The sequence below is a fragment of the Archangium gephyra genome, from assembly GCF_049060025.1.
GTDB lineage: Bacteria > Myxococcota > Myxococcia > Myxococcales > Myxococcaceae > Archangium > Archangium gephyra_A.
This window is the reverse complement of the sequence record NZ_JBMEQQ010000002.1, coordinates 2,107,915-2,126,025: the sequence shown is the minus strand read 5'-3', so window position 1 is coordinate 2,126,025 and position 18,111 is coordinate 2,107,915. Positions and strand designations below refer to the sequence as shown.

The following is an 18,111-nucleotide window of genomic DNA, read 5'->3' as shown; positions in this document are numbered from 1 at the left end:
GGGTTCGTTGCGCGGAGGACACCCGACTGCCCGCGAGGGCAGGTCCTACAGGAGGGCCTGTCCTACAGGGAGATACCCAGCAGGTGCAGCTCCCCGAGCCCGTCATCGAAGCGCCGGGCGTATTGGTAGAAGAATGAAACGGGGACGGCCTGCCCGAAGGTGGTGCGCAGGTGGAGCGCGCCGCCCGCGGCCCGGTGGTTGTCCCTCAGGTCCGTGCGGGCCCAGGAGCCGAAGGCCTCCAGCTCCACCTGGCTGATGAAGAAGGAGGGCCCCAGCCAGAAGAAGGAAGTCCAGCCGTAGTCGATGATGACACGGTAGCGGTAGCGCGCCTGGGCGATCACGACGTTGCGCGCGCGGAGGCGGAAGTCCTCGTAGCCGCGCAGGTACTCGGAGAAGGCGGTGCCCGGCTGGAGGCGCAGCGGGAGATCGGGCGCGTCCTCGGGATTGGGGCGCGAGCGGACGCTGAGGGCGGAGCCGGAGGAGATGCCGCCCACCTGGAGGAGCCCCTCGGGCGCGTTGGGCAGGAAGCGGGCGATGGCGGTGAGCTGGAGGTTGTCGCGCAGGAGCAGGGGCAGGCCGGGCACGTAGGCGGTCACCTCGGCGCGCAGGTCCGCGAAGGGGTCGGCATCATCGAAGGCGAGCGGGTACACGCCGGCGCCCAGCGACAGGCCGAGGCCCCGCTGGGTGCCACCATAGGAGGTGCTCTCGCCCGCGAAGTAGGAGATGGCGGCCTCCGGGCCGATGAGCGAGGTGCGCACCCCGGGCCGCGTGGCGGTGGCGTAGTAGTCCCGGCGCAGCGCGAGCAGGCTGAGGCTCACGGGCGTGGTCCAGAAGGTGCGGGACGTGGACAGCGCGGCCTGCAAGTCCCGCTGGCCCCGCTGGACGTTGCGCGCCACGGACAGCCCCGTGTACCAGGGCGCGGTCAGGCCGGTGGCGTAGCTGAAGTTGATGCTGGGATCCCTCAGCGTCGAGTCGGCCTGGGCCAGCAGCGCGTACTGGTGGAAGCCCAGCCGGTCCTGCCCCGCGAGGGCCACGCCGCCGTAGAAGACGGCCCGGGTGCGCTCGGCCTCATCCTGCTCCGGGAACGCATAGAAGTAGGGGACGCGCAGCTCCGGCAGGAAGAAGTGCTCCAGCGGCGAGTAGGGCTCGTCGGAGAGGATGTCCAGCTCGCGCGCCTGGTACGGGGCCGAGGTCCGCGTGGGCTCACTGGCCGGCGCGGGAGCGGGGGAGGGCGCCTGGGTGAGGGCCTCGGAGGGCGCCACCGGGGCGATGGGGGCGCGATCCAGCGAGAAGTCGAACCGATCGCGGTTGAGGAAGACGATCTCCGAGCCGCCGGCCGGGGCCACGTCCATGACGAGGTGCGGCGCGTCGGTGATGCGCACCGGCTCACCGCCGGCCACGTCGAGGACATGGGCCTGCCACCGGCCCTCGTGCTCGCGCTGGAAGACGATCCGGCCCGCGTCCACCCAGCGGGGCGAGTAGTTGAAGTGCGTGTCGTCCGTGAGCGGGCGCACGGTGCCATCGGTCTCCAGCAGCGCGAGGTTCCAGCCCTGCTCCGTCATCCGGGGGAAGACGATGCGGCCGTCCGCCGCCACCGAGGGCGGCCCCAGGGAGGACTGCCCCTCGAAGCGCGTGAGCGGCACGCGCGCCCCGGTGGTGAGCTCCAGTCGGTGGAGGTTGGCGGTGTCTCCCTCGACATGGACGAAGACGTAAGCCTGGCCGTCGGGGGTGACGGCGCCGCCCATGCCCTCGAGGCCCTCCCACGTCTCGAGGACGTCGCCGGTGCGCGGGTCCACCTGCCACACGCGCGAGACGTAGTTGTCCAGCGAGTCGATGTCCGCGGCCATGAGGAAGAGGAAGGCGCCGTCGGCGGTGAAGGACAGGCCGCTCATCACCGTGGGGGAGGTGGCGATCCACCGGCGCCCGGGGAGGAACTGGGTGAGGGAGCGGCTGAAGCGGATGGAGCCATCGCGCTCGCGCACGGTGAGGTGGGTGACCTGGTCGCGTCCGGCGTCCACGGTGGCGATGGCGCCATCCGGCGAGGCGGCCATCCGGGCGAAGTAGCCCACGTTGGGGGCGAGCACCTGCTGGGTGGCGGGACGCTCCCGCCGCTGCTGCTCCCGGGCGATGGACCAGGAGAACTCCTGGAAGAGCTCGGCCGAGGTTGCGGCCGTACACGTCGCCGAAGCGCAGCGTCAGCGCGAACGGGGGGATGATCGTCCCGCCCTGCACCTCCACCAGCTCCCACAGCCGCTCCTCGCCGTAGCGCTCCGCGAGCCACGCCACGAAGTAGCTGCCGGTGAGGTAGTTGCCGCCGAGCGGATCCAGCCGCCGGTGCTCGGGGGAGAGGTAGCCGGGGTGGAGCGTGCCGTCGACGGACTGGGAGGCGGCCTCGAAGAAGCCGCGCCACATGGGGCTGTGGGGACGGCCCTGGGCCTTGCCCAGCCGGCCCTCGTAGTAGGTGGCGAGCCCCTCGAGGAACCAGGACTCGGTCAGGCTGTTGGGCTGGAAGAGGCCGCCGGTGAGGGTGTTGAGCAGCCACCAGATGCCGTGCGTCTGCTCCATCTGCACGTAGTGGACGGCCTCATGGCAGCCCACCGCGCCCAGCTCGGCGGGGCCGAAGCCCAGCAGGTTGAAGAGCTTCCAGCGACATGTGCGTCGGCATCACCATCTGCTGGGGGACGCTGGAGTAGTCCGGGCTGACGTACGCGTTGTTGAAGTTCGCGCCCGTCAGGTAGACGAGCACCCGCTCCTGGTGGCCGGGCTTCCGGGGGAGGCCCCGCAGACGCTCGACGCAGTCCTCCAGGCGGGCGGCGATGCGCAGGGCCGATGGCCGCAGCCGGGCCGGGTAGTAGAGCTCCAGGGTGCGCGTGGACAGCTTGCGCATGTCCTCCCGGGCGAATTCCGTCTGGACGTTCTGGGGGAAACGGGGTGTGACGAATGCACACCCGGCGAGGGAGAGCAGGAGCAGCAGGAGGGGGGGTAGGCGGCGAGGCATGCGCCCCCATCCTAGGTGCGGTCACAAATCGTGGCGATGAACTTGGTTTTCAGGGTAAGGGGGTCGACCGTTCGACACGCCCGCGTACCCTGAACAGGAATCGTCCATGGCCTTCCCTGCCCCTCCCCATGTCCAATCCGCCCAGGCCCAGGTCGCCGCGGCCCTCGAGAAGCTCGAGGGCAAGCCGGTGGATCTCCTCACGGTCCCCTGGACGGAAGTGGAGACGTCCATCCCGAAGCTGCTCGGCACCGCCTTCAATCCGAACGACCCCAACCATCAGGGACTGGCCCTGGGTCTGGCCGGAGCGCTCGCCGAGCGTCTGGGCAAGGAGCACAACGCCTTCTGGTTCGTGAACCGGGACTCGCCCGAGGGGGCCTCGCTGGGTTTCCCCGAGGTGCCCATCGTGCTCTCGCCGTTCGGCGAGGTGATGAACGCGCTGGTGTCGGGCAAGCTGGCGCGGCTGGACGAAGTGGTCGCGGGCATCCGCCGCACGCTGGGCGAGGCGCGCTTTGGCGCCGCCGGCAACCGGCCGAAGCTGGGCCCCGCGGAGTACCAGCGGATGGTGGATCCGGGCTTCATGCAGTTCCTGGTGGTGGACCCGGCCAAGGCGCAGAAGACGCTGGAGACGAAGCCGGACGCGCTGGCGCGCGACATCCGTGAGGCGCTCGGCCGGGCCACGCAGCTTCCGCCCGAGGTGCGTCAGCAGTTCGAGGGCCAGGTCGTCGCGGTGCTCCAGCAGATGGACGCGACCAAGACGCTGGCGGACCAGGTGGAGGTGGCGCCGCGCATCGCGGAGCTGATGATCCACCTGTACGCCACGCAGGGGAACACCGGGGCGGCGCAGAACGAGTTCTGGGGCCAGCTCATCCTCCCGATGCTCTTCATCGGCTCGCCGCAGAACTTCCCGCCGGTGGACGAGGAGGAGCTGCAGGCCTTCAACCAGGGCGTGCCGCCGATGGAGTTCTTCGTGGACGTGGTGCCGCACGCGGTGCAGGCGCCCGAGGACGGGCTGCTGGGCGCCTTCGATCGTTCGGAGGTGGGGCTGGTGCACCCGGCCTTCGAGCGCGCGGGTGTGCAGCGCTTCCTGAAGCTGCAGACGGATCGCCTCAAGCCGCTGCTGGAGCGCTTCGACGCGAACCAGATGGTGGACGCGGTGCGCCGCTTCACCAAGTACATGGAGGAGAAGGCGGGCAAGGGGACGCCGCCGAACCCGCAGAACGAGGAGATGCTGAAGGCGGCCACGGTGCTGCTGACGGATCTCAAGCGGGCGGTGACGGAGGCCAAGGGCGAGCTGTGCCTGCGGCAGATCACCGAGGCCGACGCCATGTCCGAGCAGGTGGTGGCGGTGATTCGCCAGGCGCTCAACGCGCCGCGCATCATCCTGGCCTGAGACGGGCCTGAGCGTTGCCCTCTCTCCCTCTCCTCTCCCTCTCCCACCGGGAGAGGGTCGGGGTGAGGGTGCCACGGATCCCAGGGGCCGGACGGGACCACCCGCTGGCCCCTTGGTGTTTCAACTACTCCACGCGCTCGGGCTCGATGATGCCCGCGAACGGCTCCCAGCTATCCTCCATGGTGGCGTAGTCGTCGGTGAGCTCCTCGCCCTTGGCGATGTCGCGCAGCGCGAGCGTGAAGCGCCGGGTGGGATCATTGCCGCAGCTCGGCGTGGGCGAGTGGTTCATGAAGCGCGCGTGGTCGCCGCACAGCACGAGGGTGCCGCGCTCGCAGTAGGCGTAGCGCGCCAGGAAGGTCTTCATCTCCGGCGTCATCTTGGCCACGTCGGCGGGCGTGAAGCGCTGATCGATCGGCTCGTCGAAGGCCCAGATGACGGTCCCCTTGGGGATGGGCTCACCCGCGAACAGACCGATGCCGTGGATGCTCGAATGGGAGATGTAGCTCTTCACGCGAATCATGATGCCTCTCCACCTCGGACTTCGTTTCCTGGGGACCCCTCGCGGGCCCATCCATCAGGCCCCTGAGTCGCGAGGGGGGCCCTCGCCTCGTTGAGGTAGGGTCTCCATGCATGAACCCCCGCCTGCCTCTCTTTCTTCTGGGACTGGTCACGAGCCTCGCCCTGCTGGCGGGCGCATGCGCCCCCCTGAGGGAGCATTCCCCTGCGGAGACGAAGCGGGAAGCACGGGCCGGGACTCCCTTCGCCCGAAGCAACGAGGCCCCGGAGGCAAGAGCGCCAGCGCGAGGGCGGCGCTCGTGCGCAAGCTGAATCGTCTGGCCGCGGGGACGCCAGAGCGGACAGCCGTGAATGACTTGACCCATGCACTCTGGCGCAAGCGTCACCCCGAGCTGATACCTGCCGTTCGAAGCGCTCTGCAGCGGATTTCCCCGCCGGAGGCCCGAGCGTTGCGCGCCCTTCTCCGCTTGCTGGAGAGCTCTCCCGAGGAGTTGAGCGCATGGATCGAGAATGGTGCGGTGCCATTGGAGGACAAGACGGAGGTCCTGACGGTGCTGGACGAAGAGGTGCCAGCCGAGCTGGAGCCTCTGCTTCCTTCATTGAGCTCGCTGGCCCGTGCGATCATCGACGTGGCCGCGACGCGGGACGGGGCGGAAAACGAGTTCTGTGAGCGGCTGCTGACCCTGTTGCTCCTGCACCGCGAGCGCCTGTTTCCCGCACTTTCCCCCGAGTCACGTTCCGCGTTGCGCGACGTGGCACGCAGGCTGGCGGCAGCGCAGGCGGCGCTTCGTAGCATTGGGGCCGCGGTCACCCTCCAGTATGTAGGGCAGCGGGAGGACGCGGACTTCTTGGATGCCCATCGGCCTCAGGACGATGTGCTCGGTAAAGTGTTCGATGATGCGGCGCTCGCCCTGCGTAAGCGCTCCTCCCCGCAGGCGTGAGCCTACGAGCGCTTAACGGTTTTCAGGCTTGAGGAGTCTCTCCAGCGCGGAGCGGGCTTCAGGAGGCAGCCGGTGCCCCACGAGCCGCAATCCACGCCGGGAGAGTGGACGGTAGACATCGGCCACCTCGGGCGGAAGTGCCTCCAGGTGAGCCGTCACCACCCCCGCGTCTCCCCGGGCGATGGGACCGGTGTACCCGGCCGCGAGTCCCCGGGCCTCCACGCCCCGCAGCGCCGAGCGCGTCAGGGGCAGCAGCGCGGCCAGGGCGTCCTCCTCGGAGATGCCCGCGGCGCGGAAGGCCTCCACGGCCGCGGAGAGGGCCGCCACCACACCTCCCGCGCTCAGCACGGCCCCGGCATGGTAGGCGGCGCGCCGCCGCTCCGGCACCCGCAGGGCGCGCAGGCCCACGTCCTTCGCCATCCGCTCCAGCACCTCGCGCAGCCAGCGGGAGCGGGTGCTGAGGGCCACCGAGTTTCCGGCCAGCGAGTCGCGTGGATCCGACACCGCGACGAGCGGATGGAAGGAGCCGAGCACCCGCCCGCGCGGCGCACCCAGCGCCTGTAGGGACAGCGCGCCCGCGCAGTGCACCAGGGCGGCACCCCGCGCCAGCCGGGGCTTCAGCTCCTCGGCCACCCCGGGCACGGCCTTGTCCGGCACGCACAGCAGACACACCCGGGCCTCGGCCACGTCCCGCTCGGAGGCGGGCTTCAGCCCCAACTCGAGGGCGCGGCGACGGCTCTCCTCGGAGCGCGCCAGCACACGCACGGGCCAGCGCTTCGCGGCGAGCGCGAGGGCCAGCGCACCGCCCAGACGGCCCGCGCCCACCACCACCACCTTCGGACGGCTGGGACGCGGGGCGCTCACGGGCTCAGCGGCTCTCGCGCTGGAACTGGAGCTCTCCGGCCTGCACGGACACCTGGACCCGGTCGCCCGCCATGAACTCACCGGCGAGGATCCGCTCGGCCAGGGGCGCCTCCACCAGCCGCTGCACCACCTGGCGCATGGGCCGGGCGCCCAGCTTCGGATCGAAGCCGCCCGACTTCAGCAGCAGCTCCACCACCTCCGCCCCCGCCACGTAGGCAATGCCCTTCTCCGTGGCGAGCCGCCGGCTGCTCCCCTCCAGCAGCAGGGTGGCGATGCGGGCCACCTGCTCCTCCGTCAGGGGACGGAAGGGGAGGCGCTCGTCGATGCGGTTCCACAGCTCGGGCGGCAGGGCCTGGCGCGCGGTGGCGCTCGCGGCGTCCATGTCGTTCTGGCCCTTGGTGCCCTCCGCCGCCGCCGTGCCGAAGCCCAGCGTGCGGCTCGTCTTGTGGAAGGCGTCCGCGCCCAGGTTCGTCGTGAGGATGACGACGGTGTTCGAGAAGTCGATGTGCCGGCCCTTGCCGTCCGTCAGGCGGCCCTCCTCCAGCACCTGGAGCAGCAGCAACTGCACCTCGCGGTGGGCCTTCTCGATCTCATCCAGCACCACCACGCACGAGGGGCGGCGGCGCACCGGCTCGGTGAGCTGGCCCCCATCGCCATAGCCCACGTAGCCCGCGGGCGAGCCGATGAGGCGCGAGACGCCGTGGCTCTCGGACATCTCGCTCATGTCCACGCGCACCAGCGATTCCTTGCTGCCGAAGAGCACCTCGGCCAGGCCGCGCGCCATCTCCGTCTTGCCCACGCCCGTGGGGCCCAGGAAGAGGAAGGAGCCCATGGGGCGGCGCGAGGCGAAGCCCGCGTAGTTGCGGCGGATGACGCGGGCGATGCGGGAGATGGCCTCCTCGTGGCCGATGACGCGCTCGCCCAGGTCCGCCTCCAACCGCAGCAGCCGCGCCGAGTCCGTCATCAGCAGGCGCTCCTCGGGGATGCCGGCGATCTTCGCCACCACCCGGGCCACGTCCGAGGCCTCCACCAGCTCCTTGCCCTCGCGGCGGCTGCGCGAGCCGGCCAGGTCCACCACGGAGATGGCCTTGTCCGGCATGAAGCGCTCCGTCACGTAGCGCGACGCCAGCGACGCGGCCGCCTCCAGGGCCTCGGGGGTGTAGCGCAGGCCGTGGTGGTCCTCGTAGCGGCCGATGATGCCCTGGAGGATCTCCACCGTCTCCGGCACCGACGGCTCGTGTACCACCACGGGGGTGAAGCGCCGCTCCAGCGCCGGATCCTGCGAGATGAACTTGCGGTACTCGTCGTGCGTGGTGGCGCCGATGCAGGGGAACTCGCCGCGCGCCATGGCCGTCTTCAGCTCGTTGGCGGCGTCCTGCGGGCCCTCGCCCGTGGAGCCCGCGCCCACCAGCGTGTGGATCTCATCGATGAAGACCACCACGCGGCCGTCGGCGCGCCGCACCTCTTCCTTGAGGGCGTTGAGCTTCTCGGAGAACGAGCCGCGGAGCTGCGTGCCCGCCACCAGCGTGGCCATGTCCAGCTCGAGGAGGATCTTCTCGGCCAGGGTGCCGCGCAGCTCCAGCAGGCGCTGGGCCACGCCCTCCACCACGGCCGTCTTGCCCACACCCGCCTCGCCCAGCAGGCACGGGTTGTTGGTGCGCCGCTTGCCGAGGATGTCGATGACCTCCTCGATTTCCTTGGCGCGGCCCACCACGGGATCCAACTTCCCCTCCTGGGCGAGCCGGCTCAGGTTGCGGCCCAGCGAGGTGAGCAGGGGGAAGCGCTTCTCGTCGAGCACCAGAGAGGGCGCGGCGGGGCGGGCCGGGGCAGGCGCCGGGCGCGGCGTGGCGGCGGGCAGGGAAGGGGAGGGCAGGGACGGGGAGGGCGTCGCGGGAGCCGTCACGGACGGGGCCTGGACGGCGGGCGCCGGCGGCGGGGTGCGCGTGGGCAGCGGGGGCACCGGCGTGGGCTCGGCGGCCCCGGGCACGTCCTCGTTCACCTCGTCGATGAGATCGCGCGGGGAGAGGGCGGGCCGGGACGGGGCGCGGGGCGGCGCCGGGGCGGGGCGCGGGGAGATCGCCAGGGCGGAGGCGGGCGGCGCCGAGGGCGGGGCCCCCAGGGGGCGGCTCGGGCGGGGCATGCCCACCGCCATCGAGTTGCGGCCCGGCTGGAGCCGCCGGGGCATGCTCCCGCTGAGACAGTAGGAGAGGGCGGTGTTGCCCAGGTTGATGAGGTGCAGGCCCGCCTTGGCCATCAGATCGCTGGCGGCGCAGCGCACCCGGGTGAAGGCCACCAGCAGGTGCATGCAGTCCGTCTCGCGCGCGCCGCTGCTCTGGGCGATCTCCCTCGCCCGCATGCACAGCTCCCGCACGAGCCCGTCCTGCTCCGAGGGCTGCGACGTCATCCTCTCCAGGAGGCTGTCCTCGTCGACGCCCTTCTCCTTCAGGAGGAGCTGCGCCCGGTTCTCCACCGTGAAGAGCGCCAACAGCACGTGGGCCGAGGTAGGCTTCTGTGCCACGCTCTGCGCGATGTCATGGGCTTCGTGGAGTACCTGAGCGAGATCGGTGCTGTCGACCATTCGAGTTCCGGCAGGCGGGCAGGCGAGCAAATACACCCTTCGGATCGGCTCGGCAAAATTTCCGCTACAGGTCGCTACACCCCCCACCCGGCGTGGGGGGAGACCTGGGAATGGGCCGACTGCTAGCCTGTTGGGGGGCCATTGTCATCCGGCTTGCAATAGGGGGCGCTCCTGGGCGTACATCCCGTGCGCCCCGTCACCTCCACTTATGAGCTCAATCGTTCAACCCACCCGCGTGCTCCTCGACCCACTCGACGCGACCGGAGCCGCCATCGAGGCCCGCCGCTGGGTCTGGCCCCTGCTGATCCTCGCCGTGTGCGTGTCCGCTTCCGGGACGGCCTTTTCCCTCCGCTGGGACGCTGGCCCCGCGGTGGTGCAGCAGCTGCAGATGACCGGCAAGCTGGAGCGGGCCACGGAGACGGAGATCTCCGAGGAGATCCAGACGGCCTCGCGCAAGGCGCTGGTGGCGGGGATCGCCAAGGGCGTCTTCGTGATGCCCTTCCTGACGCTGGTGCTGGCGGCGGCGCTGTGGGTGGCCGCGTGGCTGTTCGACCGGACCGCGCCCTTTGGCCGGCTCATGTCGGCGGCGGCGCTGGCCATGCTGCCCATCGCCCTCTACCACCTGGTCTTCACCGTCTGCGCGCTGGCGCAGCACTCGCTCACCGAGGCGCGGGTGATGAGCCTGGTGCCCTCGAGCCTGGCGGCCCTGGAGGGCCTGTCCCCGAAGATGACCCGGGTGCTGCGGGGCGTGGACTTCTTCAACCTGTGGAGCGTGGGCCTGATGGGGCTGGGCTTCTCCTCGGCCACGGGGATGCGCAAGGGCCGGGCGGTGCTGCTGTGCACCGTCCTCTATATCCTGTTCGTCGGGGTGTTCTTCGTTGGGATGCCCGCGATGATGGCTGGTGGTCAGGGAGGTGGTCGATGAACGCGCTCATGCTCGCGGTGGTGCTCGCCGCCAATTCCACCCCCGTCAGCCTGGAGGAGGCCCGCGCCCGGAGCCGGGAGAACGTCCAGGCCCTCACCGCCGCGCTCCAGGCCTCCAGCGCCGAGCAGGATGTGCGCAGCGCCCGCTCGTCGCTGCTGCCCCAGGTCCGGTTCTCGGGCGGCACCTCCCTCACGTACATCGGCCCCCAGCGCTCCTATAACGTCGTGCCCGTAGAGGGCGGCGGCTTCCAGCAGTTGGAGATCGACACCCCGGAAGTGGCGTACCCCGGCTTCAACCTGGGCGTCTCCGTCTCGCAGCTCCTCTATGACCGGGCCGTGTGGGCGCGGCTGGAGCAGAGCGGGGCGCAGCTGGAGGCGCTGCGGGGCGAGGCGACCGAGCAGCAGGACACCTCCGAGCTGGAGGGCATCAACCGCTTCTACTCGCTCTTCCGCACCCAGGCGACCATCCAGGTGCTGGAGGCCAACGTGCGGCGCAGCGAGCAGCAGCTCGAGCGGGCCCGGGCGCTCTTCCAGGCGGGCCGGGTGGGCAAGGCCGAGGAGCTGTCCGCCCAGGTGAACCTGGGCAATGATCGCATCGCCGTGGTGTCGCGGCAGTCGCAGCTCGCCACGGACCAGGCGCGGCTGAGCACGTGGCTGGCCATGCCGGGCGCGGAGGCCGTGGAGGCGGTGGATCCGGGCGTGTTGACCGAGGTTCCCGCGCCGGCGCCCTCGCTGGAGCAGGCGCTGCGGGACGCGAGGACCCGCCGGCCGCTGCTGGTGGCGCTGCGGCAGCGGCTGCGCGTGGCGGAGCTGCAGGAGAGCATCGCCAACGCGGGCTACCTGCCGCGCTTCTCCCTCGATGCCGCCTACCAGCGCAGCGGTCCGGACCCGGCGGTCTTCTTCGGCCAGCCGGCCCGTCAGAACCTGGTGCGCGGTGGCCTGAACATCTCGTGGGACATCTTCAACGGCTTCACCACCCAGGCGCAGGCGCGCCGGGCCGAGTACCAGAGCCGGGTGGCCGAGCTGAACCTGCAGCAGTCGGAGCGCGAGCTGGAGGGCGCGGTGCGCCAGTCGCACGTGGCGCTGCAGGCGCAGATCGTCTCCGCGGAGCTGGCCGAGGCCAACCGCAAGGCGGCCGCCGACGCGCTGGTGCTCGCCGAGGAGCGCTTCAACGCGGGAGTCAGCTCGACGCTCGAGGTGCGCGACGCGCAGCTCAAGCTCACGCAGGCCGAGCTGACGCTGCTGGAGAACCGTATCAACGTCGAAATCGCCCGCTTCACGCTGATGCGGGCCATGGGCACTCTGGCCCCGGGAGAAGCGCAATGAAGTGGTGGAAGGCGGTCATCGCAGGCGGGCTGTTCCTCGGAGCTGCGGCCATCACGGCGGGTGGATTGAAGGACCGGCCTCCCCCCACGGTGGAGGCGCAGGTGACCAAGGCCCGCAAGGGCACCATCACCCGCACCATCACGGGCGCGGGCAAGGTGCAGGCGGCCACCACGGTGAAGATCTCCTCCAACCTCTCCGGCGACCTGACGGAGCTGCTGGTGAAGGACGGGGACCGTGTCATCAAGGGCCAGGTGCTGGGCCGCATCGATCGCAAGCGCTACGAGGCCTCGGCCAAGCAGGCGCTGGCGGCGCAGAACGCGGCGCGCTCGGACGCCCAGGTGTCGCAGGTGGAGGTGGATCGCACCACGGCCGAGCTGGCGCGCGTGGAGGAGCTGGGCAAGAAGGGCCTGGCCTCGGCGGCCGAGGTGGATCAGTCGCGGGCGGCCCGGGACACGGCCACGGCCCGGCTGGCCTCGGCCCAGCAGCGTCTGGCCCAGGCCTCTGCCGTGTACGAGGAGGCGCAGACCAACCTCTCCAAGACGACGCTGCTCTCGCCCATCGACGGCAACATCATCGAGCTGTCGCGCGAGGTGGGTGAGCGCGTGCGTGGCTCGGACTTCTCCGAGGACGTGGTGATGACCATCGCCGCGCTCAACGTCATGGAGGTGAAGTTCGAGGTGGGCGAGCACGAGGTGGTGCACCTCAAGCCCGGCCAGCCCGCGGAGATCACCGTGGACGCGCTGGAGGGCGAGTCCTACGAGGGCTCGGTGGTGGAGATCGCCCAGAAGGCGCTCATCAAGAACCCCGGCACCGAGGCCGAGGTGACGACGTTCCCCGTGACGGTGGCGCTCAGCACGCGGCCGGCGCGGGTGCTGCCGGGCATGAGCGCCGAGGTGCGCATTTCCGCCGAGAAGCATGACGACACGGTGCTCGTCCCCATCCAGTCGGTGACGGTGCGTCCGGAGAAGAGCCTGCCGGACTACAAGGCGCCGGTGGAGGGCACGGGCCTGACGGTGGCGCGCCGCGCGGAGACGCTGGCCAAGGTCGTCTTCGTGGTGGACGCGGACAACAAGGCGCAGGTGCGCCGGGTGCGCACGGGCATCGCCTCGGACACCGACCTGGAGATCCTCGAGGGCATCATCGAGGGCGACAAGGTGGTGGAGGGCCCCTACCGCACGCTGTCCAAGGAGCTGAAGCACGGCGACACCGTGCGCGAGCCGCAGATGGGCGGCCCCGGCGGTCCGGGTGGGAAGAAGTCGTGAGCGAGCCCAACGGCACCGGGTCCCCCCGGCTCATCGATGTGCAGGACGTCACCCGCGTCTTCCACGTGGGTGGCGAGGAGGTGCGCGCGTTGCGGGGCGTGTCCTTCGGCATCGGCCGCGGCGAGTGGGTGGCCATCATCGGCCAGTCCGGCTCGGGCAAGAGCACGTTGATGAACGTGCTGGGCTGCCTGGATACGCCCAGCAGCGGCCGCTACATGCTCAACAACAAGGACGTGTCGCGCATGTCGGACGACGAGCTCGCCGAGGTGCGCAACGTGGAGATCGGCTTCATCTTCCAGACGTTCCAGTTGTTGCCGCGCGAGACGGCGCTCTCCAACGTGGAGCTGCCGCTCGTCTACCGGGGCATGAAGGCCAAGGAGCGGCGCGAGCGGGCGAGGGCGGCGCTGGCCAAGGTGCACCTGGAGCACCGCATGCACCACCGGCCCAACGAGCTGTCCGGCGGCCAGCGCCAGCGCGTGGCCATCGCGCGGGCCCTGGTGGCCGAGCCCTCCATGCTCCTGGCGGACGAGCCCACGGGAAACCTGGACTCGGCCACGGGCGAGGAGATCGTCCGGCTCTTCGAGGAGCTGCACCGGGCGGGCAACACGCTGGTGCTCGTCACGCACGAGCCGAAGCTGGCGGCGCGCTGCCCGCGGGCCATCCGGCTCAGTGACGGGGAGATCGTCGCGGACGGACCCGGGCGCCAGGTGGCCCTGGGAGATGCGCAGGCGCCCCAGGCGCAGGCCGTGGGGAGCCCATGAACAAGGCCGTGCGCGTGGATGTGGTGGAGGGGGCGCGCATCGCGTTCTTCTCGCTGGGGGCCAACCGGATGCGCACCGTGCTCACCACGGTGGGCATCGGCATCGGCGTGGCCACGCTGCTGGCCATCATCGGCATCGTCCAGGGGCTCAACAGCTCCTTCGAGAAGCAGCTCGCCTCCCTCGGCACCAACACCCTGCACGTCTCCAAGTTCCCCTGGGTCATCAAGGGCGACTGGTGGATGTTCCGCAACCGGAAGAACTTCACCCTGCCGCAGGTGGAGCAGATCCGCGCGCAGGCCTCGTACGTCTCCGCCATCTCGCCCGTCGTCGGCCGCATCGGAGAGGTGTCCTTCGGTGGCCAGCAGCTCTCCACCGTGGACGTCACCGGGGTGACGCACGAGTACTTCACCATCGGCGCCTGGCAGTTGGTGGCCGGGCGTGCCATCACGGAGGCGGATGACGCCGTGACGCGGCCCGTGGCGGTGATCGGCGCCACCGTGGCGGAGAGTCTCTTTCCGGGGCTCAATCCCCTGGGCCGCTCCATCCGCATCGACGGCCGGCCCTTCCAGGTGGTGGGCATGCTGGCGCGCAAGGGCAAGCTCCTGGAGCGGGACCAGGATCTGACCGTGATGGTGCCCTTCAAGACGTTCTATTCCACCTTCGGCAAGGGCCGCCCCTTCAGCATCGTCGTCTCCGTGGAGCGCGCGGAGGACATCCGCAAGGCGGAGGAGCAGCTCATCGGCGTCGTGCGGCGCGTGCGCGGCACGCCCCCGGGCCTCCCGGACGACTTCTCCATCAACCGCCCGGAGCAGCTCGCCCAGACGTACGAGCAGCTCACCGGGGCGCTCTATGGCGTGGCGCTGGGCGTGGGCTTCATCACCATGTTGGTGGGTGGCATCGGCATCATGAACATCATGCTGGTGTCGGTGCGGGAGCGGACGCGGGAGATCGGCATCCGGCGCGCGCTCGGGGCGCGCAAGCGCACCATCGTGCTGCAGTTCCTCATGGAGGCCTCCGCGGTGTCGGCGGTGGGCGGCCTGCTGGGCACGGTGGTGGGGCTGGGGACGGCCAAGGTGGTGTCCCTCATCACGCCCCTGGCGGCGGACGTGCAGCTCTTCACCATCGTGGGCGGGGTGGGCTTCGCCGCGCTGGTGGGGCTGTTGTTCGGCATCTGGCCGGCGGCGCGGGCCGCGAACCTGGATCCCGTGGAAGCCCTTCGCTACGAGTGAGCACGACCATGTTCCGACGCATCGAGGCCAACCTGCTGGCGATGGCCGACAACCTGCGGCTGGCCATGGGCACCTTCCTGGGCAACCCACTGCGCACGCTGCTCACGCTGCTGGGCATCGTCATCGGCGTGACGACGGTCATCGTCATGATGGCGCTCATCGAGGGCCTGCGCCTCAAGGTGAACAACGACCTGTCGCAGCTCGGGGCCAACACCTTCGAGGTGAGCAAGTGGCCCTCGGGCTTCGGCCGGGTGAACTGGCGGATGTACGCCAGGCGCAAGGACCTGACGCTGGAGGACATGCGCGCCATCCAGCAGTGGTGTCCCTCGGTGGGCGTGGTGTCCGCCTCGGACACGTCCGGCGGGCAGAAGATCTCCAGCGCGACCGTGGAGACGCGTCCCTCGGTGCGGGTCACGGGCGCCACGGCCGAGTACATCGACACCAGCGGCATCACCGTCGCCGCGGGGCGCTTCTTCAGCCCGGTGGAGGCGGTGGACGGCCGTCAGGTCGCGGTGGTGGGCCTGGACGTGGTGGAGACGCTCTTTCCGGGCATGGAGCCGCTCGGCCAGCAGCTCCGCATCAAGGGCCGCCCCTTCACCGTGATCGGGGTGCTGCAGCGGCGCGGCAGCTTCCTGGGCATGATGAGCATGGACAACGTCATCGTCGTGCCGCTGCTGGCCTACGAGATGGTCTATGGGTCGGTGGAGTCGGTGGAGATCGCGGTGCAGGCCCGCGAGCCGGATCAGCTCGCCAAGGCGCAGGAAGAGGTGACGAACCTGATGCGCCGCCGGCGTGACGTGGCGCCGTTGGACCCCAACGACTTCGAGGTGCACACCAACGAGTCGATGACGGAGACCTTCAACAGCCTCTCGCAGGTGATCACCATCGCCAGCTTCGGGGTGTGCCTGCTGTCGCTCGTGGTGGGCGGCATCGGCATCCTCAACATCATGCTGGTGTCGGTGACGGAGCGGACGAAGGAGATCGGCATCCGCAAGGCGCTGGGGGCGCGCAAGTTCCGCATCCTCGCCCAGTTCGCCACCGAGGCGGTGATCATGTCGCTGCTGGGCGGGATCATCGGCGTGGGGCTCGGCTTCGGGCTGGCCTTCCTGTCCCGGTGGATGCTGGGCTTCAACACCGTGGTGCCCGCCTGGGCGGTGGCGCTCTCGCTGGTGATGAGCTCGGGCGTGGGCCTGGTGTTCGGCATCTACCCCGCGGCCCGCGCCGCGAGGTTGGATCCCGTGGAGGCCATGCGCTCGGAGTAGGGCGCACGGCCCGGGCCGCCCGCTACGGCGCGGCGGCCACGCCCACGGGGCAGCTCACGCCGGTGCCCCCCAGGCCGCAGTACCCGTTCGGGTTCTTGGCCAGGTACTGCTGGTGGTAGTCCTCGGCGTAGTAGTACTCGGGAGCCGGGCGCAGCTCCGTGGTGATGATGTCGTGGCCCGCCGCGGTGAGCACCTTCTGGTAGGCCTCGCGCGAGGCCAGCACGGCCTGCCGCTGCGCGTCCGTGGTCCAATAGATGGCCGAGCGGTACTGCGTCCCCACGTCGTTGCCCTGGCGCATGCCCTGCGTCGGGTTGTGGCTCTCCCAGAAGACCTTCAGCAGCGTCTCGAAGGAGACCTGCTTCGGGTCGTACACCACGAGCACCACCTCGGTGTGGCCGGTGCGGCCGGAGCACACCTCCTCATAGGTGGGGTTGGGGGTGTGGCCCCCCGCGTAGCCCACCGAGGTGGAGTACACGCCGGGCGTCTGCCAGAACTTGCGCTCGGCCCCCCAGAAACAGCCCATGCCGAAGATGGCCTGCTCCAGGCCCTCCGGGAAGGGCGCCTCGAGCGGCGCGCCGTTGACGTGGTGCTTCGGGGGGACAGCCATCCGGGTGGAACGGCCCGGCAGGGCCTCCTCCGCGGAAGGCATCTTCAGCTTGCTGGGGTTGAGGATCCGCCACATGCCCCGAGATTAACGCGGCGTCCCGGTGCCCGCCGGGAATGTGACGCGCCCGCCGCCTGCTGGAGAACAGGAGGGATCATGCCGGGTGGCGCTCCCTCCCTCGCCGCGGCGCCTAGCGGAGCTGCTTGCCGTTGCCGGAGAAGACGCCGGGGACGCCCTCGAAGCGCACCTGGGCCTTGCCCATGACGTGGCGCACGGCCACCACCTGCAGGGCGGCGTTGCGGACGCCCTCGGCCGTGGCGGGGTTGGCCAGCGCGCGGCGCGCCTCCTCCAGCGACAGCCCGTAGGGCACCACCGCCTCCTGGAGCACCTCGTCCATCTTGTCCGGGGTGAGCTGCAGGTGGTCGCGCTCGATGAGGGCCTTCAGGGCGAAGGCGATGCGCAGGCGCCGCTCGGCCTCCAGCCGCGTGGTCGGGTCGTCCAGCCACCCGTCCAGCGACTCCTGCAGCTCGTCCGGAGCGAAGTCCTTCTGCGCCAGCAGGCGGGCCTCGGTGGAGCTCCAGGCCTGGCGGATCTCCTCGTCCACCAACTCCACGGTGAGCGGCACCTCGGTGCGCAGCACCAGCTCGTCCAGCACGCGCTCCTGGGCCTCCAGCCACATGTCGTCGGCGCGCTCGTTGGCGATCTCATCCGCGAGCGACTCCATCACCGCCTCGAGCGTGGTGCCGCGGCCGAGCTTGCGCACGAAGGCGTCGCTCTCGGCGTCCGGACTCGTCACCTCCCGGGCCGACACCACGTCCACCAGGAAGGTGGCGTGCACCCCGCGCAGATGCTCCACCGGGTACGTGTCCGGCAGCGTCACCTGCACCTCCTGGCCTCCGCCCACCGGCGTCCCCACCAGCCCCTCGGGCAGGCCGGGCAGCAGATCCGACGGCGCCATCTCCATCTCCAGGCCGCTCTTGGCGCTGAAGGGGATGAGCCGGCCCTGGGCATAGCCGAGCGTGTCCAGCACCACGGTGTCACCCATCTGCACGGGCTCGCCGGGCGCCCGCTCCCGCGTGGGCGAGTTCGCGCGCACCAGCTCGTGGAAGCGCATGAGCAGCTCTTCCCGGGTGATGTCCGAGTCCTGGGGGACGGTGACCTGGAGGTTGTCCAGCGAGGGCGCCTTCACCTTGGGCAGCTTGATTTCCTGCCGCTGGGGCGCCGCGCTCGTGGCGGCCCCGGACGCACGCGCCGGCTGGGCCACCGGACCGCCAGGGGAGGGGGGGGCTTTGGCCGCCGGGCGCTGACCGCCCTCCAGCTTCCGGAGGATGTGATCACCCTCGATGGAACCGGTGCTGCCGCGGCTGGCTCCATTGCCATCGTTGCGAGAAGACACCATGACTCCTTGGGCGCCCGTGGTGGGCCCATCCGGTGAAAATGAAGGAGCGGGCGGCAC

Annotated in this window: 15 protein-coding genes; 8 read left to right on the top strand and 7 right to left on the bottom strand. The window is 70.6% G+C overall.

Annotated features, from left to right (window positions below):
- Positions 1 to 62 precede the first annotated feature (62 nt).
- A complete protein-coding gene (locus ACN28I_RS09195; RefSeq protein WP_420941703.1) occupies positions 63 to 2,069 on the bottom strand; it encodes a hypothetical protein in 2,007 nt (668 codons plus the stop codon).
- A 515-nt stretch (positions 2,070 to 2,584) separates the two neighbouring features.
- Positions 2,585 to 2,998 carry a hypothetical protein gene (locus ACN28I_RS09190; protein ID WP_420941702.1) on the bottom strand — a complete coding sequence of 138 codons (414 nt, stop codon included), beginning with the start codon at positions 2,996 to 2,998 and terminating at the stop codon, positions 2,585 to 2,587.
- Between the two features lie 106 nt (positions 2,999 to 3,104).
- Here ACN28I_RS09190 and ACN28I_RS09185 point away from each other — a divergent pair, with 106 nt between their 5' ends.
- The gene (locus ACN28I_RS09185; protein ID WP_420941701.1) at positions 3,105 to 4,388 is read left to right on the top strand and encodes a hypothetical protein; all 1,284 of its coding nucleotides are present in this window, start codon (positions 3,105 to 3,107) and stop codon (positions 4,386 to 4,388) included.
- A gap of 124 nt (positions 4,389 to 4,512) precedes the next feature.
- Here ACN28I_RS09185 and ACN28I_RS09180 read toward each other — a convergent pair whose 3' ends face one another.
- Complete coding sequence (locus ACN28I_RS09180) at positions 4,513 to 4,908, bottom strand: SET domain-containing protein (protein ID WP_420941700.1); 396 nt, start codon at positions 4,906 to 4,908, stop codon at positions 4,513 to 4,515.
- Positions 4,909 to 5,203: 295 nt separating this feature from the next.
- Here ACN28I_RS09180 and ACN28I_RS09175 point away from each other — a divergent pair, with 295 nt between their 5' ends.
- Positions 5,204 to 5,845, top strand: a complete 642-nt coding sequence (locus ACN28I_RS09175) for a hypothetical protein (RefSeq protein ID WP_420941699.1) — start codon at positions 5,204 to 5,206, stop codon at positions 5,843 to 5,845.
- 12 nt (positions 5,846 to 5,857) lie between these two features.
- Here ACN28I_RS09175 and ACN28I_RS09170 read toward each other — a convergent pair whose 3' ends face one another.
- The gene (locus tag ACN28I_RS09170) at positions 5,858 to 6,709 is read right to left on the bottom strand and encodes a Rossmann-like and DUF2520 domain-containing protein (RefSeq protein WP_420941698.1); all 852 of its coding nucleotides are present in this window, start codon (positions 6,707 to 6,709) and stop codon (positions 5,858 to 5,860) included.
- Between the two features lie 4 nt (positions 6,710 to 6,713).
- A complete protein-coding gene (locus ACN28I_RS09165; protein ID WP_420941697.1) occupies positions 6,714 to 9,287 on the bottom strand; it encodes an AAA family ATPase in 2,574 nt (857 codons plus the stop codon).
- Positions 9,288 to 9,522: 235 nt separating this feature from the next.
- Here ACN28I_RS09165 and ACN28I_RS09160 point away from each other — a divergent pair, with 235 nt between their 5' ends.
- The 6 genes from ACN28I_RS09160 to ACN28I_RS09135 are packed head-to-tail and all read left to right on the top strand — an operon-like array spanning position 9,523 to position 16,051.
- The gene (locus tag ACN28I_RS09160; RefSeq protein ID WP_420941696.1) at positions 9,523 to 10,212 is read left to right on the top strand and encodes a YIP1 family protein; all 690 of its coding nucleotides are present in this window, start codon (positions 9,523 to 9,525) and stop codon (positions 10,210 to 10,212) included.
- Complete coding sequence (locus ACN28I_RS09155; protein ID WP_420941695.1) at positions 10,209 to 11,537, top strand: TolC family protein; 1,329 nt, start codon at positions 10,209 to 10,211, stop codon at positions 11,535 to 11,537. The genes ACN28I_RS09160 and ACN28I_RS09155 overlap by 4 nt, the downstream gene beginning before the upstream one ends.
- Positions 11,534 to 12,799 carry an efflux RND transporter periplasmic adaptor subunit gene (locus ACN28I_RS09150; protein ID WP_420941694.1) on the top strand — a complete coding sequence of 422 codons (1,266 nt, stop codon included), beginning with the start codon at positions 11,534 to 11,536 and terminating at the stop codon, positions 12,797 to 12,799. Before ACN28I_RS09155 ends, ACN28I_RS09150 begins: the two co-directional genes overlap by 4 nt.
- Positions 12,796 to 13,560 carry an ABC transporter ATP-binding protein gene (locus tag ACN28I_RS09145; RefSeq protein WP_420941693.1) on the top strand — a complete coding sequence of 255 codons (765 nt, stop codon included), beginning with the start codon at positions 12,796 to 12,798 and terminating at the stop codon, positions 13,558 to 13,560. The genes ACN28I_RS09150 and ACN28I_RS09145 overlap by 4 nt, the downstream gene beginning before the upstream one ends.
- The gene (locus ACN28I_RS09140) at positions 13,557 to 14,789 is read left to right on the top strand and encodes an ABC transporter permease (protein WP_420941692.1); all 1,233 of its coding nucleotides are present in this window, start codon (positions 13,557 to 13,559) and stop codon (positions 14,787 to 14,789) included. Before ACN28I_RS09145 ends, ACN28I_RS09140 begins: the two co-directional genes overlap by 4 nt.
- A 32-nt stretch (positions 14,790 to 14,821) precedes the next feature.
- Entirely contained in the window at positions 14,822 to 16,051 is a 1,230-nt protein-coding gene (locus ACN28I_RS09135) for an ABC transporter permease (RefSeq protein WP_420948604.1), read from the top strand.
- A 22-nt stretch (positions 16,052 to 16,073) separates the two neighbouring features.
- Here the strand turns inward: ACN28I_RS09135 and msrA are convergent, their stop codons facing one another.
- Positions 16,074 to 16,733 (bottom strand): peptide-methionine (S)-S-oxide reductase MsrA, encoded by a 660-nt coding sequence (gene msrA / locus ACN28I_RS09130; RefSeq protein WP_420941691.1) that lies wholly within the window; start codon positions 16,731 to 16,733, stop codon positions 16,074 to 16,076.
- A 112-nt stretch (positions 16,734 to 16,845) separates the two neighbouring features.
- Entirely contained in the window at positions 16,846 to 18,054 is a 1,209-nt protein-coding gene (locus ACN28I_RS09125) for a peptidylprolyl isomerase (protein WP_420941690.1), read from the bottom strand.
- Positions 18,055 to 18,111: the final 57 nt, after the last annotated feature.